General features: G+C 48.9%; 22 protein-coding genes. 8 read left to right on the top strand and 14 right to left on the bottom strand.

What is annotated here, in order from left to right:
- Positions 1-41: 41 nt before the first annotated feature.
- Genes D6M16_RS22250 through D6M16_RS12170 form a run of 4 tightly spaced genes read right to left on the bottom strand, consistent with a single transcriptional unit; the run spans position 42 to position 2547 of the window.
- Positions 42-692, bottom strand: coding sequence for a hypothetical protein (locus tag D6M16_RS22250; RefSeq protein WP_162941013.1), 651 nt, complete (start codon positions 690-692; stop codon positions 42-44).
- Positions 682-840 carry a hypothetical protein gene (locus D6M16_RS22245; protein ID WP_205576883.1) on the bottom strand — a complete coding sequence of 53 codons (159 nt, stop codon included), beginning with the start codon at positions 838-840 and terminating at the stop codon, positions 682-684. Before D6M16_RS22245 ends, D6M16_RS22250 begins: the two co-directional genes overlap by 11 nt.
- 1 nt (position 841) lies before the next feature.
- Entirely contained in the window at positions 842-2053 is a 1212-nt protein-coding gene (locus tag D6M16_RS12175) for an MFS transporter (RefSeq protein ID WP_120512159.1), read from the bottom strand.
- Positions 2038-2547 (bottom strand): hypothetical protein, encoded by a 510-nt coding sequence (locus D6M16_RS12170; RefSeq protein WP_162941011.1) that lies wholly within the window; start codon positions 2545-2547, stop codon positions 2038-2040. Before D6M16_RS12170 ends, D6M16_RS12175 begins: the two co-directional genes overlap by 16 nt.
- Positions 2548-2992: 445 nt before the next feature.
- On the opposite strand from D6M16_RS12170, the gene D6M16_RS12165 reads away from it, so the two are divergent.
- On the top strand, positions 2993-4027 hold the full coding sequence (locus D6M16_RS12165) for a helix-turn-helix transcriptional regulator (protein ID WP_120512157.1): 1035 nt from the start codon (positions 2993-2995) through the stop codon (positions 4025-4027).
- An 83-nt stretch (positions 4028-4110) separates the two neighbouring features.
- Positions 4111-5241, top strand: a complete 1131-nt coding sequence (locus D6M16_RS12160) for an alpha/beta hydrolase family protein (protein WP_120512156.1) — start codon at positions 4111-4113, stop codon at positions 5239-5241.
- Positions 5242-5351: 110 nt separating this feature from the next.
- On the opposite strand, the gene D6M16_RS12155 is transcribed toward D6M16_RS12160, so the two are convergent.
- Complete coding sequence (locus tag D6M16_RS12155; RefSeq protein WP_120512155.1) at positions 5352-5753, bottom strand: hypothetical protein; 402 nt, start codon at positions 5751-5753, stop codon at positions 5352-5354.
- Positions 5750-6676, bottom strand: coding sequence for a zinc dependent phospholipase C family protein (locus D6M16_RS12150; protein ID WP_120512154.1), 927 nt, complete (start codon positions 6674-6676; stop codon positions 5750-5752). The genes D6M16_RS12155 and D6M16_RS12150 overlap by 4 nt, the downstream gene beginning before the upstream one ends.
- Before the next feature lie 273 nt (positions 6677-6949).
- Between D6M16_RS12150 and D6M16_RS12145 the strand changes: the two genes are divergently transcribed.
- Entirely contained in the window at positions 6950-7585 is a 636-nt protein-coding gene (locus D6M16_RS12145) for a LysE family translocator (RefSeq protein WP_120512153.1), read from the top strand.
- A 100-nt stretch (positions 7586-7685) separates the two neighbouring features.
- Here the strand turns inward: D6M16_RS12145 and gcvP are convergent, their stop codons facing one another.
- The 3 genes from gcvP to D6M16_RS12130 all read right to left on the bottom strand — a co-directional run bounded on the left by gcvP (position 7686) and on the right by D6M16_RS12130 (position 12446).
- On the bottom strand, positions 7686-10568 hold the full coding sequence (gene gcvP, locus D6M16_RS12140; protein ID WP_120512152.1) for an aminomethyl-transferring glycine dehydrogenase: 2883 nt from the start codon (positions 10566-10568) through the stop codon (positions 7686-7688).
- A gap of 107 nt (positions 10569-10675) precedes the next feature.
- Positions 10676-11050, bottom strand: coding sequence for a glycine cleavage system protein GcvH (gene gcvH, locus D6M16_RS12135; RefSeq protein ID WP_046221130.1), 375 nt, complete (start codon positions 11048-11050; stop codon positions 10676-10678).
- Positions 11051-11150: 100 nt separating this feature from the next.
- Positions 11151-12446, bottom strand: coding sequence for a serine hydroxymethyltransferase (locus D6M16_RS12130; protein ID WP_120512151.1), 1296 nt, complete (start codon positions 12444-12446; stop codon positions 11151-11153).
- Between the two features lie 571 nt (positions 12447-13017).
- Between D6M16_RS12130 and D6M16_RS12120 the strand changes: the two genes are divergently transcribed.
- Together D6M16_RS12120 and gcvT are read left to right on the top strand one after the other, a co-directional pair.
- Positions 13018-13647 (top strand): helix-turn-helix domain-containing protein, encoded by a 630-nt coding sequence (locus D6M16_RS12120; RefSeq protein ID WP_120512149.1) that lies wholly within the window; start codon positions 13018-13020, stop codon positions 13645-13647.
- Between the two features lie 223 nt (positions 13648-13870).
- Entirely contained in the window at positions 13871-14989 is a 1119-nt protein-coding gene (gene gcvT, locus D6M16_RS12115; RefSeq protein ID WP_120512148.1) for a glycine cleavage system aminomethyltransferase GcvT, read from the top strand.
- Between the two features lie 117 nt (positions 14990-15106).
- Here gcvT and D6M16_RS22240 read toward each other — a convergent pair whose 3' ends face one another.
- The gene (locus D6M16_RS22240; protein WP_162941010.1) at positions 15107-15268 is read right to left on the bottom strand and encodes a hypothetical protein; all 162 of its coding nucleotides are present in this window, start codon (positions 15266-15268) and stop codon (positions 15107-15109) included.
- Positions 15269-15512: 244 nt separating this feature from the next.
- Positions 15513-15824, bottom strand: a complete 312-nt coding sequence (locus tag D6M16_RS12110; RefSeq protein ID WP_120512147.1) for a DUF3081 family protein — start codon at positions 15822-15824, stop codon at positions 15513-15515.
- A 235-nt stretch (positions 15825-16059) separates the two neighbouring features.
- On the opposite strand from D6M16_RS12110, the gene D6M16_RS12105 reads away from it, so the two are divergent.
- Positions 16060-17241: an amino acid aminotransferase gene (locus D6M16_RS12105; protein WP_120512146.1), complete on the top strand. Its 1182-nt coding sequence runs from the start codon at positions 16060-16062 to the stop codon at positions 17239-17241.
- 108 nt (positions 17242-17349) lie between these two features.
- Here the strand turns inward: D6M16_RS12105 and D6M16_RS12100 are convergent, their stop codons facing one another.
- The 3 genes from D6M16_RS12100 to D6M16_RS12090 all read right to left on the bottom strand — a co-directional run bounded on the left by D6M16_RS12100 (position 17350) and on the right by D6M16_RS12090 (position 20087).
- Complete coding sequence (locus tag D6M16_RS12100) at positions 17350-18348, bottom strand: sphingomyelin phosphodiesterase (RefSeq protein WP_120512145.1); 999 nt, start codon at positions 18346-18348, stop codon at positions 17350-17352.
- 267 nt (positions 18349-18615) lie between these two features.
- Complete coding sequence (locus D6M16_RS12095; protein WP_120512144.1) at positions 18616-19131, bottom strand: hypothetical protein; 516 nt, start codon at positions 19129-19131, stop codon at positions 18616-18618.
- Between the two features lie 101 nt (positions 19132-19232).
- Positions 19233-20087, bottom strand: coding sequence for a lipase family protein (locus D6M16_RS12090; RefSeq protein WP_120512143.1), 855 nt, complete (start codon positions 20085-20087; stop codon positions 19233-19235).
- A 310-nt stretch (positions 20088-20397) separates the two neighbouring features.
- On the opposite strand from D6M16_RS12090, the gene D6M16_RS12085 reads away from it, so the two are divergent.
- On the top strand, positions 20398-21072 hold the full coding sequence (locus tag D6M16_RS12085; protein ID WP_120512142.1) for a hypothetical protein: 675 nt from the start codon (positions 20398-20400) through the stop codon (positions 21070-21072).
- A gap of 289 nt (positions 21073-21361) precedes the next feature.
- A complete protein-coding gene (sgrR, locus tag D6M16_RS12080; protein WP_120512141.1) occupies positions 21362-23059 on the top strand; it encodes an HTH-type transcriptional regulator SgrR in 1698 nt (565 codons plus the stop codon).
- Positions 23060-23067 lie beyond the last annotated feature (8 nt).

The following is a 23067-nucleotide window of genomic DNA, read 5'->3' as shown; positions in this document are numbered from 1 at the left end:
TATGCAGGTGAGCTCAAATTTTTGGACGGGACGGTTCTTCTCTAAAAAGAAGGCTCTGCTTTGTCAGTCATTCGCATCACAGGCCAGATTATACCTGGCCTGTGATTCATTCCCTTACGCTTCAGTTGGGCCTCAAGCTTCGCCAGCATGAGCTGGGCGGTCTGAAGTGCACCTTCCACCCATGCCAGGCCGCGTAACGCAGGCTGCCCCTCGTCGGTTGGCCAGTAATAGGTTTGCCGCACCCATAGCAATATTTTCGTGTAAACATTCGACATACTCGACATTATTTTCGGCATAGGAGGTGCCGTCGATAATGGGAATTTCATTGGTACCGTTTTGACACCAACCTGATAGCTTAATTGCCCGGACTTGACAGCGTTCAATAATTTTACTGCATTCTCTTTCGAAATAGATACCCGTAGTGCCATGGCATTAGACCAGCTATCAGTGAAGAAACGCTGTTTATCTTCCTCGATCAGCTTGCGCCAGATAATATCTAAAGCAGCATTTGCGCTGTAAAGAATCGCTTGCCAGCCTCTGGGCCCGTTGGCGAGTTCAATTTCTGTGCTGAGAAAGTGGTGAAAATTGGTCACGGGTGGTGTAGGGAACTGCAGCGATTCCAGAGTGTCTTCATTATGTTTTCGGTAGTGGTTGAGTTCTTGCTGGAATAACTGAGCTAAATCAGTAAGCATTACCTACACCCCAGACACTTTTTTTCTCAACGACAAAAATCACAACATCCTGATTGGGCTGACAGTTCCAGTGACGAGTAAAAGCATCAAGAAAGGCCAGTGATGACGCTCCGCCGCCTACAAGAGTTAAGGTGATTCGTTTCATCATTCTATTCCTCACATGCATCAGTGGAAGTAAAAAGTAAGCTTCGTAGCCCCAGCCCCAGCACTAAAACAGCCACCGAGAAAAGCAAGGCCGAATCTGTCTCGAAGAACTGACTGATAAGGCCTGCCCAGAATGAACCGGTTGCCTGAGCCAAATACATGACAATCAGGTATATCGCGATAACACGCGAGAGGATTTGCCGTGGAAAAGAGGATTGAATCTCACCATTGAGCAAGGTGACTGCCATGCTCCAACTCAGCCCAAAAACCATGAGAGCAGCGAAAATGATAGTCAGATTACTGCTTAGCCATATGGTGGCAATCGACGAGATCATCAGGCTATAGCACAACCAGTAACCCTGGTGATTGTGGCGAAATTTCAGCACAGCCGGTAATACGATAACCGTTAACAGTGCGCCCAGACCTGTGGCTCCCATCAAGGAGCCTTGTCCGGCCGTGCTTTGGTTTAAGTGATACTTGGCGATAAAAGGCATCATTGACCAGATCACACTGCCAGCAAAGAACAAAACACAGGCATCAAATGTGCAGCGGCGAAACAGCCCGGAGGCAGATATTTGTTGCCACGCATTACGAATGGATACAAAAGCGGGCTGGTCGGTACTGGTCGTCCGTTCGTTGTAAAATCCCCGGAAAAAATAGGCTGAAACGGCAAGCAGCATAGCCGCCGTGACTAAGTAAACCTGATGGTAAGCCAGTACAAGCAGCAGTGTTCCTGCAACGGCAGGGCCGACAGCACGGGCAATATTGAAACCCAGATTGTTGAGGACAGCCGCATGTTTGACCTGGTCGCCGGGCACGGTCAGCGCAATGCCTGCCTGTGCAACGGGCATGCGGAAGACGGTTGCGACAGAGAATGCAGCTGTAATCCCAACCAGCAATGCCGGGGAAAGCAGCCCTTGCCAGGTAGCGGCTGCAAGTGTTAACGAAACCAGGCCAAGACTGAGCTGAGCAACAGTCAGAACCAGAGGCTTGCTGAATCTGTCGCCAACCTGACCCGCCAGAATGCCAAACAACAGGAAGGGTAAGGTTGCAGCGACCTGTACCAGCGAGTTGACAGCAGGGGAGGTCGACAAATGCGTTAAAGCGATTGAAGACGTTGTATTCTGAATCCAAATTGCGCTGTTACTCATGATGTTCGCCAGCCAGAAATGGCGGTACTTCGGATTTCTTGCCACCGCAATTAATTCTGCATGCATGATGTCAGCTCCTCAGTCTCTGTAGACCAGATGAATTCGCTGGCAGCCCATTGCGCAATGTCGCGGAAAATCTCTTCCTGCGGCATTGCGGTGACCACGCCATAACGGGCGGCGTGTTGTTTCATCAGGATTTTATCTCTGAACAGTATGGCTTGGTCAAAACGCTGTCCGGGAATATCGAGAATTTCGCGGATGTGCGCTGCTCTAAGTATGTCTCCTTCGGAAAAGGCGATGACAGTTTCAATAGCAGGCAGCACCCCATTATCGGTTAATCGCTGTAAAAGCTCAGTCGCTGGGTGGGAAAAATAGTGATCCAATTCGATGATTACACCAAATTGAGATGTTAGTTCGCTTCTGTTTTCTGCAGATAACTGTTCTGTGATTAAGATGCTGTCTCCCTGAAAATATGTTTCCCGGATGCGGCGCTGAATTGACAATATAAACTTTTTACTGGACAAAATGAGAGCTGACATAACGATACTCTGTTGTAACACCTATTTATTGATACGATTGTTTTTGTTTGTAGTAATAAGATAGATGTAATAACCAAGAAATAAGATTTATATGGTTCATCAATCTGTATACTCGGCAGGGGTAGTTGCCCATTCAGCGCTGAAATGGAATCACTGTGGTACTTATATATGCAACTGTGTGATCATGATCGAATTACATGGAAGATTAACAAAGTTTACTGGTGGATTGCGCCTCTGAAACTAATGGTTTCGCTCTGTGTTAATGTTGGGGTTATTTATCTCTGGATTAACAGCTTGCAGTGTCATGCAATAAATCAACGTTAATAAAGCCAATGTAAAAGTGGGTTGACAGAGTGATTACCATTATTTATCGGCATATGTTCTACTGCTGATTTTATACGTGTAGGTTATTGATAATTCTATTCAAAATTATATAGAGACCGGATAAAAGTGAAGTGAGAGTGTCATGGTAGCGTCGATTCTGCTGGCGGGTATGATTCAGAGTATTGTGCTAGGCGTTTATTTAGCAATGAAAAGCAAAGAGCAGCATGTGTTTTGGTTGCTGGCGGGCATCCATGTTTGTTTTGCACTGGATCTTTCGCTCAACCTTGCCTGGCATCAGACCTGGTTGACATCCCGCATAAATATGATGTGGCCGCTGATTTATCCGGTGCTGTTTTTCCTTTTTATACGTTTGTGTTTAACCCAAAGATCACTGACTCGCCGGGATACAGTTCATTTGTTACCGCTAGCAGCACTGAGCTTGTTATGTGCGGACTTGCTTGTCGCGCCAGGGGAGACAGTGATCTCGGCGAGGCACCAGCTGTCTGGGATTTTGCTGATTGTGTTATATCTGGGCTATTGCCTGGCAAGTATTCGGCTCGTGTGGCGCTATCAGTCACGGCAGGCACTGTTTCAGGCTAAGTTATCAAACGCGAATTTGCTGGTGTTGTGGGGGATATGCGCCAGTCTGATCTTGGCCATGGTCATGGTGATACCACAGGCTATCTTGGAGACGCATTTCCCTTTACCGTATCTGACGGTGTCTTTGCTTCTGTTTGTTATGACCTGTTGCCTGCTGATTCAACCGACGCTGATGAATTTTGAAGTGATGGTTGAATTGCCTGACGAGGCAGTGGACACCCAGACTGACGATATAATGATGGCTCTGAGTCAGACGGTTCTGATGCTGATGGATGATAAACAATATTACCTGAAACCGGAGATAAGCCTGTCGTCACTGGCCGGGGAAATGGGTGTTAAACCTTATTTGCTGACACAGGTGTTGAATCAGGCAATGGGTATCAAGTTTTATGATCTGGTCAACCAGCGACGTATCACACATGTTTGTGCGCTGATGGAGAAACGCCCTTCGAGCGCGTTGCTGGAACTGGCTTTTGAATCGGGCTTTAACTCAAAATCCACATTTAACGCGGCATTTAAAAAATATCAGCAATGTACGCCATCGCAGTACAGGACTCGGCTTCAAGGTGCGAATTAGCCGATTCGGACGTCTGATTCCCGTATCCGGACGCATCATTCTCCGATCTTCTTATTCTGGAGGTTCAGAATAAGGAGAAAACCATGATCTTAAAACAACTTTGCAAGATAGCCTTTATCACGATGTTAGCAGGGCTGACCGGCTGTGATTCAGACGACAATGACAGTAAAAAAACGGCGTATACCCATGTTTACCCATCGCCAAGCGGTCCTTATCGGGTTGGGGTGACCAGCATTGATATCTTGGATGCCGGGCCAGACAGCATGAGTCCGATGCCGAATCAAACGCGTCGTCTGCCCGTCAGGGTGTATTACCCCACGCAGGAAAAAAGCGGCACATACCAGTCTTACTTCGATCAATGGGGTCATCAGGTCGGCTACCTTGACCGTGTCCGGCCGAAAAACGTGCCTGTGCACCCCAACCAATTTGATCTGGCTGAACTCACTTCCTGGTCACAAGATAATGCAGCAATTGCACAGGCAACCTCAGGAAGGGGCTGGCCGATACTCTTCTATTCTCATGGTGCGTTTTTATTTGAGGTTGATAACACTGAGCTTTTGGAAGACCTAGCCAGCCGCGGTTATGTTGTGGTGTCTATCAATCATACCTACATTTCGGGAGTTGCCAGTTTTCAGGATGGCAGTTCGGTGGGCACTTATGTGCCCTCAGATGCGAAAGACGTGGGAACGGATAAAGGCTTTGCGTATTTTGATCAGGTTGTCGCACCGCAAATCACGCATGACGTCACCGCTGTTTATCAGTGGTTGTCCAGACAACCGGATCGTTTTGATGATCAGCTGGATGCAAGCCGTATCGGGACTTTGGGTTACAGTCTGGGCGGATCGGCAGCCATGAATAGTTGTGCTCAGATGGCGGACTGTGTGGCCAGTGTCAACATGGATGGTCTGCTGCTGGGGGATGTTCGTACACAGCCACTCAATAAACCATTATTGCTGTTGCAAACACCCAAACAAGTGCTTGCTCAGGCCTTTGAAGACAACGGGCATGAGACGTTTCTGCTGACAATCGCCAATACTATTCACCGGGATTTTATGGATCAGAATCGTTGGGTGGTTGGCTATCAATCTGGAATTGAAGGCGATCGGATGCACGCAATTGTAAAACAAAGTGTGGGGACTTTCTTTGATCACTATCTGAATGATACCGAGATCAAATGGCCGGAGTCTGATGCAGTAACGATTAAAGTGAAATAAGCACGGAAGTCGGCGCTATAAAAAAGCAACATCAGAAACCGCTCATCTTTGAGCGGCTTCTAAGGGCATTCACTTTCGGTCGTGCGCGGGAGGGGCCCGTTCAGGGACATCTACTCAGTGCAGACCGAACTGGCATTGAGCGAAATTTTACATGTGTTGTGCTTAGGCTGATGCCAGTAACCATTGTCAAAAGCAGCGTTGCAACCGGCATCCTCCATCAGTGCCACATCACCGTCGCACAACAACATAACGGCATTATCGCCCTGAATCTCTAAAACCACCTGATACTCGCTGAGTTTAGCCAGTTTGTCGGGCGCGGAAGACATGGCGTTTGCAATGATTTGCTCGTCCGCCAGATTGTGTATCTCGCCAAACTTAACCTCTCCATCTACGGCTTGCGCGACATCTTTTAAGATTGACGCCAGGTCGTACATGGCTTCATCGGAATATTCTGCCTGAGCGGAACATGCAGTTAATAGTATGAGTAACGAGAGTTTGATTAACAGTTTCATTTTGTTTCCCATGCGGTTAATACACCGCTTTCACAATAGCCAGTGTCAAGGTTCCAGTTCTTGAAAAAATCTGTGGCACCATCTCCAAAGACAGCCTCAGCCGTTTTCTCCCAAAATAATTGGATCGTCGATACGGCCCGGTCGAATACCTCGTCATAGTGTTGGATGCCATGTGGGGTTTGTAATTCTGCGATAAATTCACGATTTACTTCTTCTGAAAGCGGGTAAGTCAGGCCGTGTGAAGAGGCGACATGGCGAGCCCAAGCAAAAAGTTTGTGGGACTCTTCTGCGTTATTAACCACGAATTGAAAACCGTGATGCCAGCGGTTAATGTCCGGTGGGCACGCCTTGGCATACTGGGGATAAACCGCAACCAGTGCTGTCTGCCAGACATCATGAATGATGAGATCGATGGAATCGTCATTGTTCTCATCCACGCAGCTGCCAATATTTTCTTTGACCCGGTCTGCGAGACCAATGTCCCCTAAATTCATGACCTTATACCAAATATAAGTATCCTGATGCATTTCACAGATCCGGTGATCTTTTGCGTTCTCACTGTAAGGGCCAACCTTCAGCTCTACAACCGGGTGGATGGTGATGTCCGCAGCCACATGAGCCACAAACCCACACAGCCACGCGAATGCTTTTTGCTGATTGTCTTCGTCCAGTCTTTTGATGAGATCGATCAGGGTAGCTATGAATTTACCTACCTCGTTGTAGTGCATCTCATCCGCCCATTTATTCTGAGCATGATTTCCGACTGCAAGGTAGGGGTAATCTGGGCTGACACAGCCAAATTCTAAAAACGCTTTGTATTGAGACAGCGTTTTCTTAACGTGTTTCGGAACGTTCAGCTTTCTGAGCGCAGTATTCTCAGAGGCTTTATTGACTGCTGATATATGAGCAAATGCACCAGGCATAATCTTCTCCATTCATATGGCTGGAGAGATTGTAGACTGTGTGAATGAATAATTATGCGATCTGATTCATACAATGACAGTGTGGTTCTGTCGCGATTTGGTGTGATTTAGTGCTTCTTTCTGCGTTTCTCTTTCCGTATATTGTGCGTCGGCTAATCAGTGTGCGGGTTTCTGGTCATCCTGAGAGAATGTTGACATCGGATCATTGGGTTGCAGTAGTTGTGTTGCTGAGTTGAGCAGTTTCCCGGGTGTAAAGCGAGGAGAGAAAGAAAAGTGTTGGGTATTGAGAATTTATGGTTGTTTGTTGTCTCCGGCTTGTTACTGAATATGATTCCCGGCCCTGACTCGTTGCTGATTGCCGGGCGAGCCGCAACGCAGGGGTTTAAAGCAGGCTCGGCGGCCGCGCTTGGGATAGGTACAGGAACAATGATTCACATTGTCGCCGCGGCATTGGGTTTATCCGCTGTGCTGGCTTCTTCTGCGACTGCATTTACTGTGGTCAAAATACTGGGTGGGGTCTACCTCATTTACATGGCAATCAGTATGCTCAGAAGCAGCAGTGCTGACGGTAACACTGAGGTAATGCGAAAGCCAAAGGCATCGTTAAAGCGAATTTATTATCAGGGTTTTATCACTAACCTGTTTAACCCCAAAATCGCTGTTTTCTTTCTTGCATTTATGCCGCAGTTCATCTCTGCATCCAGCGAAAATAAGGCATTGGCTTTTATTGTGCTGGGACTGATTTTTAACGTGAATGGCATGTTGTGGTGCCATTTGATTGCTTGGATGTCGGCGTCGCTCAGCCGTAGATTGTCCGTGGATCTCGCGACTAAGAAATGGTTATCCCGGTTTACGGCAAGCCTGTTTGGGGTGTTTGGGATACGGTTGTTACTCACTTCACAAAGCTAACCGGTATGAAGCAGAGAAGCGTGAATCATTGCTGTGTGGGGTATAAACAAAAAAGCGAGGCTCATGGCCTCGCTTTGTATTACTTTGCCATCAGGATTAATTAATCCTCGATATAGTTCTCAATACCCGGGCAAGAACAGACCAGGTTGCGGTCACCGAAGACGTTATCGACACGGTTGACGGTTGGCCAGTATTTGGCGCCTTTGCTGTGCGCGGATGGGTAGCAAGCCAGCTCGCGGCTGTAAGCGTGCGTCCATTCGGCATCCATCAGGTCAACCTGAGTGTGCGGTGCATTGACCAATGGGTTGTCTTCCAGCGTCCACTCGCCAGACTGAACGCGGGCGATTTCCTGACGGATGGCAATCATGGCATCACAGAAACGATCCAGCTCGGTCAGATCTTCTGACTCGGTCGGTTCAATCATCAGGGTGCCGGCGACCGGGAACGACATGGTCGGCGCGTGGAAACCATAGTCCATCAAGCGCTTGGCAACATCTTCTTCCGAGATACCAGAGGCTTCTTTCAGCGGACGGATGTCGATAATACACTCGTGCGCAATACGGCCGTGAGTGCCGCGGTACAGCACAGGGTAGTGGTCACGCAGACGTTCCATCACATAGTTGGCATTCAGAATCGCCAGTTTTGTGGCTTGTGTCAGTCCTTCCGATCCCATCATCGCGATGTAAGCGTAAGAAATCGGCAGAATTGAGGCTGAACCCAGCTCAGCTGCAGATACCGCGTACTGAGAACCTTCGGTTGCATTAACAGACTCAACGTGGCCTGGCAGGAAAGGTGCCAGATGCGATTTCACACCAATTGGCCCCATACCCGGACCGCCGCCACCATGTGGAATACAGAAGGTCTTGTGCAGGTTCAGGTGAGACACGTCTGAACCGATGAAGCCAGGATTGGTCAGGCCAACCTGTGCGTTCATATTCGCGCCGTCAAGATAAACCTGACCGCCTGCAGCATGAACTAAATCGCACACTTCACGCACCGCTTCTTCATACACACCGTGCGTCGACGGGTAGGTGATCATGATGCACGACAGGTTATCGCGGTGTTTTTCAATTTTCGCTTTCAGATCTTCGACATCGATGTTGCCGTTGGCATCACAGCCAACCACCACAACTTTCATTGACACCATAGCTGCAGAAGCCGGGTTAGTCCCGTGCGCCGAGCTTGGGATCAGACACACGTTACGGTGGCTGTCGCCATTGGCCGCGTGGTAGCGCTGAATCGCAATCAGACCGGCGTATTCACCCTGTGCGCCAGAGTTAGGCTGCAGTGAGAAAGCATCGTAGCCGGTGATTTCACACAGCATTTCAGACAGCTTGCTTGCCAGTTCCTGATAACCCTGAGTTTGATCGGCGGGCGCAAACGGATGCAAGCCACCGAATTCAGGCCAGGTCACAGGGATCATTTCTGCTGCGGCATTCAGTTTCATGGTACAGCTGCCCAGCGGGATCATACCGTGGGTCAGGGAATAGTCTTTGTTTTCCAGTTTCTTCATGTAACGCATCATCTGCGTTTCACTGTGGTACTGGTTAAACACAGGGTGAGTCAGGAACTCGCTGGTGCGACGACAGCTTTGCGGAATCGCTGCGAATTCGTCTGCGGCAATGTCATCGGTGAAAGCAGTGGCTTTCAGTGCCTGACCAGTGAAGATCTCCAGCAGTTCTTCGACGTCAGCCACTTTGGTGGTTTCATCCAGGCTCACACCCAGCTTGTCGCTGTATTTGCGCAGGTTGATACCGGCCGCCAGGGCTTTCTTGTAGATAGCGTCGGTTTGCTTGCCAGAGTTGATGGTCACAGTATCGAAGAAGGTATCGTTAACCAGTTCCAGACCAGCGTTACGCAGACCGGCAGCCAGAATGGCGGTCAGGTGGTGAACGCGACGACCGATTTTACGCAGGCCTTCCGGACCGTGATACAGCGCATAGAAGGCCGCCATATTGGCCAGCAGTGCCTGAGCGGTACAGATGTTAGAGGTCGCTTTCTCGCGGCGGATATGCTGCTCACGCGTTTGCATCGCCATACGTAGCGCCTGATTGCCTTTGGCATCTTTCGATACACCAATAACACGACCAGGCATGGTACGTTTATGCTGATCTTTGGTTGCCATGAAGCCGGCATGCGGGCCACCGAAGCCCATTGGTACGCCGAAGCGTTGCGCACTGCCGATGACTACGTCTGCACCCATTTCGCCCGGCGCTTTGAGGATAGTCAGTGCCAGCAGATCAGAAGCAACAGCGACCAGTGTTTTCTTGGCGTGCGCTTTTTCAATAATGTCAGTCAGATCAGCAATAGCACCTGTTGTGCCCGGGTATTGAACCAGTGCACCGAATACGTCGTGGTTGTCCAGCTCTTCAGCTTTGCCACGGATGATCTCAATACCAATGTATTCAGCACGGGTCACAACCACGTCAATGGTTTGCGGGTGCAGATCGGTAGAGACAAAAAAAGCTTTGCTCTTGCTCTTACTGGCACGCTGACACAGTGTCATGGCTTCTGCGGCTGCCGTTGCTTCATCCAGCAGGGAAGCATTCGCCAGTTCCATACCGGTCAGATCCATGATCATCTGCTGGTAGTTCAGCAGCGATTCCAGACGGCCCTGAGAAATTTCTGGCTGATACGGCGTATAAGCCGTGTACCAGCCTGGATTTTCCAGCACGTTACGCAGAATCACGTTCGGCGTTAAGGTGTTGTAGTAACCCTGACCGATGAAACTGCGGTTGATGACGTTCTTACGGGCAACCGTCTTCAGTGCAGACAGCATGTCTGCTTCGCTTTGTGGCTGGTCCAGCTTCATCGCTTCTTTCAGTCGGATGGAAGCCGGTACAGTTTCTTCAATCAACTTGTCAATGCTGTCGGCGCCAATGGTCTGCAGCATTTTCGCCTGCTGTGCGTCATTAGGGCCGTTGTGACGGGCAGCAAAAGCTTTGTCGTCACTGAGTGCATGTAAAAGGTTCATGTCGGTCATGGTTCTTTCCTGAACAGTTACTACACATTGCCAGTCAATGTCTGGGCAATGGCGAGAATTCTCTTGGGTGGAAAAACGGCTTTCAAGTTGAAAGCCGCAGTGTTCCATTACTCTTCGATGGTCGCCTGATATTGGTCAGCATCGATCAGTTTGCTCAGTTCTTCAACATCAGCAATCTTGATTTTAGCAATCCAGCCGCCTTCGAACGGGGCTTCGTTGATCAGTTCCGGGCTGTCGCTCAGTTCTTCGTTGATTTCAACGATTTCACCGGTGACAGGGGCATAGATATCAGAGGCCGCTTTCACAGATTCAACCAGAGAGAAAGACTCACCGGCTTCAGTGCTGTCGCCAACTTCTGGCAGGTCTACGAAAACCACGTCGCCCAGCAGGCCCTGAGCGTGATCCGTGATACCCATGGTGATCGTACCGTCACCGTTATCGCGTACCCACTCGTGGCTTTCAGTAAACTTTAAGTTGCTCATGTAAATCTCCTCGCGCAATGTTTCTGCATCTTTGTTATTTGTGAGGGCAGGTGAGCATTGAAGCTGCCTGCCGACTATTTTCTGTCACATTAAAATGTATTTACTGGTACAGCGGGAAGCGGCTGCACAGTTTCTGTACCTGCTGCTTCACGCGTTGTTCTGTTTCGCTGTTGTCGTCCGGATTGGCAGCCAGGCCATCAAGCACATCGCCGATCCATTCACCAATCTGTTTGAATTCAGTTTCGCCAAAGCCGCGGCTGGTGCCTGCCGGTGTACCCAGGCGGATACCTGATGTCACCATCGGCTTTTCAGGATCAAACGGAATACCGTTCTTATTACAGGTGATACCGGCGCGTTCCAGCGCTTCTTCAACCTGATTACCTTTCAGGCCTTTCGGGCGCAGGTCAACCAGCATCAGATGGGTATCCGTGCCACCTGTGACAATGTCACAACCGCGTGCCTGTAATGTTTCTGCCAGAACCTTGGCATTGCTAATCACATTTTTGATGTACAGCTTGAATTCGGGTTCCAGCGCTTCACCCAGGGCAACGGCTTTACCGGCTATGACATGCATCAGCGGGCCGCCTTGCAGGCCTGGGAACACGGCAGAATTGATCTTCTTATTAATGTCTTCGTGGTTGGTCAGTATCATGCCGCCACGAGGGCCACGCAGAGTTTTGTGTGTTGTTGTTGTAACAACATGCGCGTGCGGCAGAGGCGACGGGTGTTCACCGGCCGCAATCAACCCTGCAATATGCGCCATATCGACCATCAGATAGGCACCGACTTCATCGGCAATGGCACGGAATTGCTCGAAATCGACCTGACGAGGAATCGCAGAACCACCGGCAATGATCATTTTAGGTTTATGCTCATGTGCCAGATCGCGTACCTGATCGTAATCAATGTCGCAGCTGCCCTGACGCACACCGTACTGAACGGCGTTGAACCATTTGCCCGACAGAGCAGGGCGCGCACCGTGTGTCAGGTGGCCACCCGCATCCAGAGACATGCCCAGAATCGTATCGCCCGGTTGCAGCAGTGCCAGCATGACAGCGCCGTTTGCCTGTGCACCTGAGTGCGGTTGAACGTTGACGTATTCACACTGGAAAAGCTGTCTGGCGCGCGCAATGGCAATACGCTCAACTTCATCAACATGCTCACAGCCACCGTAGTAACGGCGTCCTGCGTAACCTTCGGCGTATTTGTTAGTCAGACAGGTGCCCTGAGCTTGCATGACGGCTTTGGAGACGATGTTCTCAGAGGCAATCAGCTCAATTTGCTGATTCTGGCGGTTCAGCTCTGCGGCAATACCGGCATTCACTGCGCCATCAACCTCGGCAAGGTTGGTTGAGAAGAACATTTCCAAGTCGTGGTTTTGGTATGAAGCTTTCATTTCACGTTATCCTCAATTCGCGCTCTGAACCGGTTCGTGCTGTACGGTATATCGGTACGCAGAGCGGTATATGTCGTTATGTCTCGTTGTTATCGCTTCCCTGGCTTAAGCGAAGCACAGAAGTGCATTTGCCTAACAAGTGCGTTACATACGTTTCTATTGATAACGGATCAAACCAGAATTTCCAATAGTGGATTATCGTTCACTTTAGTGGTCGCAATCTTACGCAAACGTTTGCTTCTTGTCATGTAAATTTCTATGATAGGGACCAAATTTTCGGTGCTTATGTGGCAGAAATGTGTGTTAGCTCTAATTCTTTTTAGTGTCTGATGCCAGTAATAATGCGCTCTGATGGCCGATTATGCTGCCTTGTTCATTGTCACCATAGCGATAATGGCGGTGGAAAATCTGGGGGTCTGGTACAGGAAAATACGCCAGACTTTATCTCGTGTTTCCTATTGGAAACTTTATTTCAAATATGTTGTGTGGGTCATGGTTTTGCCTTTGCCTGGCTTCCCACTTGTTAACAGCTTGTGTAAGAATGACTGAAAGACGTGCCTCGGAGGCCAAAATGAGTAGTGATGAACAGCAAGTCGATCCGTACCCATCACTGACTGTCGCCAGGGAACGGGAGTCAGAGAATATAGAGCCGTTGCAGTTAGGTAAGCGGCTAAAAGAAATACGTATGGCTCATGGCCTGACGCTGGAAGAAGCGAGTAAACGTACCGGATTGGCGCGTTCTACCTTATCTAAAATTGAGAATGAACAAATCTCGCCGACTTTCCAGGCGATGCAGAAACTGGCCACCGGATTGCAGATAGATATTCCCCAATTATTTGCACCGCCCAAGCAGCTGGTTGCAACCGGCCGCAGAGATATTACGCGACAAGGTGAAGGTAAGCCGCATCCTACGACGACCTATGAGCATGAATTGCTGGCGACCCAGCTGCGCAACAAGAAGATGATGCCCTTTAAGTCGCGGGTTCGTGCCCGTCATTTTGACGATTATTCAGACTGGATACGACATGACGGCGAAGAGTTTTTACTTGTGCTGTCGGGGACAATCACCTTTTTTTCCGAGTTCTATGAACCGGTGCGCCTGAGTGAAGGAGATTCAGTGTATTACGATGCCACCATGGGGCACATGCTGGTTTCAGTCAGTGATGAAGACGCGCTTATTCTTTGGGTAACGGCGTCATAACTGTCGTGTAAACGCGGCAACGGACACAATGGCAGAGGGGGGAAACACAGCCTCTGTCGCACTTTGAGATCGGCTAGGTTGAGAGATGAGAAACTTTATCTACTATTGGAAACAGAGATACAGTTTATCTACTTGCTAGCAACATCTACACAGTGACAGGTTAAGTCAATCTGCCACAGAAATTGATGCAACAGCCGCTGTGCGGTGAATGGAGTAAATATCAATGTCTCAGGATCTTCTAGTTACACCTTTGCATGCCCTTCATATTGAGATGGGTGCCAAAATGGTTCCGTTCGCGGGTTACGATATGCCAGTGCAATATGCGCTGGGGGTGCGTAAAGAGCACATTCATTGCCGTGAATCTGCCGGTTTGTTCGATGTTTCCCACATGGGCCAGTTACGTCTGCACGGTGAAAACGCAGCGAAAGCCCTGGAGGCACTGGTTCCTGTCGACATCATCGATCTGCCGGAAGGCAAGCAGCGTTATGCTTTCTTTACTAACGAAAACGGTGGCATTTTAGACGACCTGATGGTGACAAACTTTGGTGATCACTTGTTTGTTGTGGTCAATGCGGCGTGTAAAGAGCAAGACATTGCGCACATCCAGGCGCACCTTCCTGCTGATGTGACACTGGAAATTATCGACGATCGTGCGCTGCTTGCCCTGCAAGGCCCTAAAGCGGCTGAGGTGCTGGCGCGTCTGAATCCTGCCGTTAGCGATATGCTGTTTATGGATGCCACTAAACTGGACCTGCTGGGCGCGGAATGTTATGTCAGCCGCTCTGGATACACAGGTGAAGACGGCTACGAAATTTCTGTACCGTCAGGTAAAGCAGAAGAGCTGGCGCGTGCCTTGCTGGCATACGGCGAAGTTGAGTGGATTGGTCTGGGTGCACGGGATTCGCTACGCCTTGAGTGTGGCCTGTGTCTGTATGGCCATGACATTGATACCACTACTACACCGGTAGAAGCCAGCCTGCTATGGGGTATCAGTAAGTCCCGTCGCGCGGATGGTGAGCGTGCCGGTGGCTTCCCGGGCGCAGAGCTGATTCTGGATCAGATTGAGACCAAAGATGTAGCCCGTAAACGTGTGGGTCTGATTGGTCAGTCAAAAGCACCGGTTCGTGAAGGCAGTAAACTGTTTGATGCGGATGATAATGAAATCGGTATTGTGACCAGCGGTACTTATGGTCCAACCAAAGAAGCCCCGGTTGCTATGGCGTATGTCAAAACGGAATTCTCGTCGATTGGCACTGAGATTTTTGCGGAAGTGCGTGGTAAGAAACTGCCAATGACAGTGGAGAAAATGCCGTTTGTACCACAGCGTTACTACCGTGGCTGATGAATGGCGCCGGACAGGGTGAACCTGCTGGCAGAATACGAAAAAGGAGCGCATCGCGCTCCTTTTTCGTTGCAGTAAACATCAGCAGGGGAAACTGAGGACGTTTAGCGTTAACTCTTAGCAATCAATCATTTTGTAGGCCGAGGTAAACATCAGGCTGAAGCCATCTTGCGAAATTTCCTGTGGGGTCAGTTCAGCTGCTTCCAAGCGGCGGTAACATTCATTCAGGGCTGCAATTACACGTTCCTGCTCTTGCTTATTCAATATTTCAGCGTTCATTCTTTTCTCTCTTTCTTTTTGTTGTTTTGAGTGATGACTCGTTCGCCGCATGTGGTTAGTGAGTCATTGACAGAAAACGCTGCTGATGCACTTTGTTACTGGATGGGGCACAAAGTTCGTGACAGCTTTTCCGGTTAATTAGACCTTTCAACTGTGTCTATGTTTCCAGCTTAATCAAGCTGTGGCGTGATTATGTCAGGAAAAGGTAAAACCTAAAGCCGGCAGAGCGACTTTAGGTAATACATTAATAGCGTGTATTTAAATCGTTTAATTTATTCAAAAATGCCTGAATCTGGGTTTCGTTGTTGTGATGAAAATCGGTGGTTGTCTGGTTAATGACTGTGTCTGGATCTTCATTCAGGGTATGAAAGTGATAGGTGTTATGAAAGTTAACATCAACACTGACTTTACCGTCTGACAGGCTAACGCTGTAACCGTCGTAACTCTCTGTACAGGTAATATCATCAAGCTGTTTGCCGTTTTCGACGGGTGTTCCCAGTGTTTTTATTTTTTCATAGGCGGTTAGTAAGGCGCGAACATCAACGCTGTTTTTCATGATGGCCTCCGGTTGGATGTACCCCTCATGCTTTAAATTTAGGTGCTGAGCCACCCCTTGCAAGCTTTATTGGTGTTTGATTAATCCAGATCAATTCAGGTTGTAACAATTTCATTACATGGTGCTGTTAATCTGGATAAACACTGGCGGGACTATTTCTGAGCTGGGGTAGTGACCTTCGATAAGGTGCATGATAATTTGAGGAAAGTCGCAATAACAAAACGGAATTTCACAGATGTTCAAGCAGCTTACTGAAGCACAACTCGATCCAATTTTATCCCTGACACAAATGTTCCGCGAGGATACCCGTTCTGAGAAGATGGATTTGGGTATCGGTGTATACCGCAACAGCCAAGGTGAAACGCCAATTATGCAGGCGGTATTTCAGGCTGAGCAGCGTCTGTTGGATACACAGAAAACCAAAGCTTATGTTGGATTAGCGGGCGATGAAGTCTTCAATCAGGCCATGATGGACTTACTCATTAAGGATACTTCAGCTTATAGCCGTGCCGCCGCAGTACAGACCCCGGGTGCCAGTGGCGCATTGCGTATGCTGGCCGATCTGATGCATTTGGCTCAACCGGACACGACTGTGTGGATTTCGAATCCCAGCTATGTCAATCACAAGCCTGTCATGGAAGCGGCTGGCCTGAAAGTGAAGTTCTACCCTTATTTCGACACCTCCACCAAGCAGGTTAACAGTGAAGCTATGCTGGCAGAGCTGGCTAAAGCCGGCCCTAAAGATGTGGTACTGCTGCATGGTTGCTGCCATAACCCGACAGGCGCGGACATCTCATTTGATGACTGGAAAGCAATCACTGAGCTGGCGAATAAAAATGGTTTCCTGCCATTTGTTGATATCGCTTATCAGGGATTTGGTGACGGTCTGGAGCAAGATGCTGCCGGTTTACGTCATCTGGCTGACAATGTGGAAGAAATGATTGTTGCCACCTCTTGCTCCAAGAATTTTGGTTTGTACCGTGAGCGTACGGGGGCGGCGATTATTATCAGTGATTCTCTGAAAGAAGCCCAGAAAGCGAAAGGCAGAATTCTGCAGCTGGCGCGTGCGTCCTATACTATGCCACCTGATCACGGTGCGGCTCTGGTGGCGACTGTCCTCAATGACGCGTCTCTGACTGCTACCTGGAAAAGCGAACTGACAGAAATGAACCAGCGTTTGCGAAGCCTGCGTGCAGGTTTAACTCAGGCCGTGCGGGACAATGGCTCCGAGGCGTTTGATTTCATTGAAAAACACAAAGGGATGTTTTCTGTCACAGGTCTAAGTCAGGATCAAATTATTCAGTTGCGTAATGAGTTCGGCATTTATGCGGTGGGTGACGGCCGGATTAACATTGCAGGTTTGCAGGAGCAAAAGCTGGATTACCTGGCAAAAGCCTTGCTGAGTGTCAGCCGCTGATCGGCGAATCGACATTTCACTCAGACACAAGGAGCACTCAGGTGCTCCTTTTTATTGTCCCCTCTAAACCTGCGCGACTACGGTGGCGGTTTACAGAGATTGGTTTTTTTATTGATCAGGGAACACAAATTCAGCCTGAACAGGGTAATGATCAGACAGATCGCTGTAGTAGCCATTATGCCAGTACTCGCCTTCAGGTAACGGCCATTTGCCTTTCAGGTAATGCCAGTACCATTGTTCATCGGCTTGCAGCTTCACCACTTTCATCGCCGCCGGCACTGAAGGCTGCAGGTAGTCTTGGTGCCAGAGTACATAATCCAGGGTATCGTTGTAGTTGAGTGAGTAACCGTCTCGGTATGCACCTGATTTTGTGATCCAGTTGTATTTGGCCGAGAAGCTGCCGATGCCCGGATCGGGGAAGAATAAATGGCTTTGTGTTGTTGCCAGCATGTCTGCAATCTGATCCTGACGGCTCCACTCCACATTCAGATCGCCTGCAATGATAACTGGTTCTGAGGTGGGGATAGCTTGCGCTGCAATAAAATTCTGCATTTCAGTCAGTTGCGCCATGCGCACCGGGTGTTCCTTGTCAGGATTGTCGGTGCTGGATTGCAGGTGTGTACCAAGCAGATGAAAGTGCTGACCATTTTTGTCAATTTCAACGTAAGCAAAGCCTTTGTTGGCATAATAATCCCAGGTGCTACTGTCGCTGGCGTGGTAAACATGCGCTTTCTGGCTAACAATCGGGTAACGGGACAAAATAGAGACGCCGCCACGTACCACCACAACTGAGTTGGAACAATCACCTGTTAATGCATCCCACCCCTGACCGCTGCAATCTTCACCCACAACCGGTGTTTGATATGGATATATCGACGCCAGTTCATTAAGCATGACTTCGGAATCTGGGTTGAAGGCTTCATTGATGATCAGCACATCGGGTATGTGTTCCAGAGCAGAAATTGCAGCAGGTATCCGCTGTGCGCGATTGGCCTGATCCCAATCGCCAAAAGACAGTAACAGCGTGTTGTACGCCATGACACTGAGTGTTTCTGCCTGAGTGAAGGATGACAACAATAATAAAGTTGTTCCTATCGTTTTCTTCATCGAAAGTGTCCTTGTTAATGAATAATAGAGAAGCATTCTTCCGATGAAATGATAGGGTTGCTTATGTTAAGGAGTTGTTTCTTTGAGATGAAAGTTAATGCTAACCACCAGAAAAATAAGAAGAATTGAGAAATAACTCGAAAAAGTAAAATTTAGCCAGCAGAAATTACCGGGCTGAAATCGGGTAGAAGTAGGTGTAGGGGCAGGTAAGCAGCAATGGCGCTGTGGCTCAGTCTGTACCGGCAAGAAAAGTACAGACTGATGGGCTTAGCATAACCACAAATTTTCTGATTTATCAGATGCTTGCTGAATGAGCCAATGTGTCATAGCCGCCACAAGTTCATCATGATTTGGCAGCGGAAGCGCACAGATGTCGCTGACTAAAGTGTCTTTCGGATTGCCCGGGTCGGTAAACAACATACCGCAGGCTGCAGGTTTTCCTTGATAGAAACCCACGAACAGCTGGGCCGGGCTGTTGGTTTCCAGCATGATCTGCGTCAGAAACTCCATGACAGCTTCAGATTCTTCGTCTTGCCACTGACTGGCATGAACCAGAGAAAACCGGATGGTGAGAGGGTGGCAATCGACAGGGTAGACACTCAACAAATCTGAAGGTGCATCGGAATCAGAAGGTTGAACCGCTTTGACTGTCAGCTCATTCTGCGCTGTTTGATAGAGGGCGAGACCCTGTTTGCTGAGTGTTGTGGGGAACTCAGCGTCAGTAATATGACTGGCCATCCAGACATTTTTTTGTGCGAGCAACTGTGTAATTTGAGAGTGCATATCTTCGTTTTCTGCTGGATTCAGCCTCAACGATACATGAAACGGGCAAAAGAAGGTATGTTAAATTTTTACCATTCCGCTGTTTCTCAGTAAGTGAGGAATCAGTGTTTATCAAAGTAGTCCTTATTTCTGATGTATTTGTGCATATAGTGGTAGGTGACAGGGCGTAATATCCAGCTCACCAGTGATTTGTACAGTCTGACCGGTGTCGAAATGTTGTCGTAAATTTTCTCGTTATGCAGCCAGAGCATTTTGCCTACATGCCAGTGCATCAAAGGAATGGCTGGCAGAAAGGTGACAATGTCCAGATCGCAGCATATTCGGTAAGTGCAGTGATGGTAACTGTAGGCTTGCCTGAAACTCCAGAAACCGGCTGCCGGTTGCCCGAACGTCACAACCCGTTTGATGGCGTCAGGGAACTCGTTACCCAGCCTTTCCACTGTCAGCACCGCCATGGCACCCCCCGAGGAATGGCCGGTAAAAGAAATGCGTTTACCGTTTTTAATTAAGGGTAACAGGGTTGAGCGAATCTGCTGATAGAGCGACTCATCCTGGAAATGCTGTGCATCAGCGGCCTGCAGATAATCAATTTCTTGTGAAGCCGACAAGGACGGAAAGGCTTCCGCGTAGCGATTTGTGGCTATTTTACTTTTCTGTTCCAGAAGAAAATGATAACCCCAGTGGACACGATAAGGCTTTTGTCTTCCCGGCAGTTTTTGGGGAAAACATGCAAAATTAAGCAGCCAGTCCCACAGATTCTGAGAGCCTTTGAACACCACTATGGCTTCATTCTGCTCTCCCCAGAGTACCCGGATAATGGTCCGTCCCCAACGGTCGGTAATATCTCGCCGACCTGCAGGATCAAAGCCATACTGGGTATGGTCGAAGTCTGCGGGATAAGCCTGCCGGCATAAAATAGCGTAGCGTTCGTACTGATAACGTTTAAGTTTCTTCATACAGTTGGCAAATGGGTGCTTTTTGCATGTGATGTGTTCTCTGAGGCTAGCGGGTTAACATCGCAAATTGATGACAGTATGACAGTGACATATTGCTGTAACGTGTCTCTCAAGCTTCTCTAAACATTCATTAATTCAATAATCAAAGCATAGCTCTGCTTGTTTTTTGTTCTTTATGCTGTCATTTTGGGTGAGTAAACTATGCGCATCTGGCATTGTGCGCACAGTGTGCCATGTTGTTTAGGGCATATCCCGAAAGGGAATCACAAGGACAATTGCTAAATTGAAGCCAACTTTAGGAGAATGACTAATGGAAAATGGTTTACATAAGGCTTTGCAACAACAATGGTCTTCACCGGTTTTTGACCCAAGCCTGTACTTTTCTCACGTTGAAACCTGGATACAGGTTCACCGTGCCTGGGAAGCCATTGCAGCAAAGCAGTTCACTCGGGCAACTCACGACAGTTACGACAATACCGTCAGGCAGATTGAACAAGCAGACAAGGTATTGAATGAGAAAGTGCAGCAAACCAAAGAGCAGGGACTGGTGTTTCCGTTCGATATGATGCAGTTAGCCAGTGAGAACATGCTGTCGGGTTGGCTGGCGATAACGGGTCAGGAAAGCGCCGCTGCAGACAATTCGCAACAAGTGGCTGAGCTGGAAGAAGCGTTAGCGCTTATGACCGCAGAGTGTGAAAAGGCACAAAAAGCCAAGCAAACGGCGCAGCGTAACCAGCGTAAAGTGAAAACCGATCTTGACGCCAGCGCGGAGAAGGTGGCATCGCTGAATGAAGAGCTCAAGGGCGCGAAAGCGGAATTGGCAGAAGCAAACAAGCGGGCTAAACAAGCGCAGACAGAACTGCTGGCCGGACAGAAAACGCTGCAAAATGAGAATGATGCGCTGAAAAAGCAACTGAAAGAATTACAATCCCAACTGGCGTCTCAAACTAAAGCATCACAAACCAAATCATCAGACGTGTCCTGAAAATCGGGTCAATCGAATGCCGTGTACATCAAGCGCCGAAAGGCGCTTTTTTGATCAGGCGGGGAAAAGGCAACCGGACAAACACTCAGGCACCGAAGACTGGGGGAGGTCTTCTTTTTATCCGGTTGCCAGAAAATGAAACCCGTATTCTTGTCAGCCCGCTAAGTGCTTCATTCTGTATGAGAATAATGAGCAGAAGCGCAATACCGCGGTTTCATGTAACTAGAATGTAGATTAAAATAGGGAAACAAAAAATTGAAAATCCTAATTTAAAAGGTTCCCCTTTTCTATGAGTGGTCAGCGTCTGAAAACGCAGTTCCAGCGTCTTTATAACCATTTTTCCGGTCAGGACAGCGACACCAATTTGCAGGACATTTCTGATGTGCTGTTTTGCACGCGTCGCAATGTACGTATGGTCATCAATAAGATGGTCGAGAAGGGATGGATAGACTGGGAACCGGCGATCGGGCGCGGCAAACAGTCACGGTTAGTCTTTCATAGCACGGATACTGAGCTGCAGTACAATCACGCCCGCAAGCTGGTGGCCGATGGCAAACTGGAACCGGCTCTGGAAGCGCTGGGGCACGACGCCAACAAGCTGGCACAGCTAATACAGGAACAGCTTGGACTGACCACGCAAAAAGGGCGTCAGATTGTTCGCGTCCCTTACTACCGCGCGTTTACCAATCTCAATCCGCTTCGTCCTCTCCGTCGCTCTGAGCAGCACCTTGTCCGGCAGATTTTTAACGGACTGACACGGATTAATGAGGAAAAAGAGGAAACCGAAGGCGATCTGGCTCATCACTGGGAGGCTTTCTCTGCCCGCCATTGGCGGTTCTATCTTCGTCCTGCCGTTCGGTTCCACGATGGTAGTCTGCTGGACAGTCAGGATGTAGTAATGAGTCTCGAACGCCTGAAAGAACATAAGTTGTTTTGTCATCTCAGTCATATTTCCTCACCATTCCCTAATACTGTTGATATTCGTCTAAGCCACGATGATTATCGCTTGCCTGATTTGCTGGCCAACATCATGGCAGTGATTCAGCCCGCCGAACTGGACAGTGAAAAGGAAGCGGATTTGTTTCCTGTGGGTACCGGGCCCTATAAAGTGACGCAAAATGACAAGCAACGTTTGACGCTGGAAGCGTTTGATCACTATTTTGGCTTTCGGGCACTGATAGATGTGGTCGAGATCTGGATATTAACCGGTGTGACTGCCTGCTATCTGCAACCGGGCACAGACAGGGTGGTTGAGCAGATTAAGGATGTGAACGATCAACTGACACTGGATGAAGGTTGCAGTTATCTGTTGCTCAACAGAGTCAGTGGCCTTGCCAGTGATCCTGAGTGGCTGGCGTATTTTCAGAGCCGGCTTGGGCCAATGCCATTGCTGTCGAGGATGAACCCGGCTGAGATAGGTGATATTCGTCTGATCAATGCCTTTGGACTGTTACCCGGCTGGACCGACCTCAATCCGCTACCGATAAAAGCTGCTATTCCTGCTAAACGCATGGTGACGTTAGCGTTTCCACAGCATCATCCTGTTTACCATGAACTGGCCCGGGCAATAGAAAGCGTTCTTGCCGAAGACGGACTGAGGCTGAAAGTGATGGAGCTGAGTAACACAGATGTGTTAATGGGGAAATACGCGGATAAAATCGACATCTGGCTTAATGGCATGAGCCTGAGTAATCACAGGGATGATGCTTTTCTGGCCTGGCTGTACAGCTTCGACCATATTTCACGGGCAATGCCTGCCAATGAATTTGATTCACTGAATCAGCGCGTTAAGGCATGGCGTTCAGAGAATGGCCGGACGTGCCCCAGCCATGACATAGGCGCAAGTCTGGTCAAATCAGGACAAGTGATCCCTTTATTTCATGCCTGGCTTGGGGTGTACAGTGCTGGTCCGGTACAAGGTATGGCGCCTAATTCTATGGGATGGTTTGATTTCAAATCCGTCTGGCTGAAACCGGGTCTGGAATAGACCCGGTG

The sequence above is a fragment of the Photobacterium salinisoli genome (assembly GCF_003614885.1).
Lineage (GTDB): Bacteria > Pseudomonadota > Gammaproteobacteria > Enterobacterales > Vibrionaceae > Photobacterium > Photobacterium salinisoli.
This window is presented reverse-complemented; position numbering and strand designations above follow the sequence as displayed.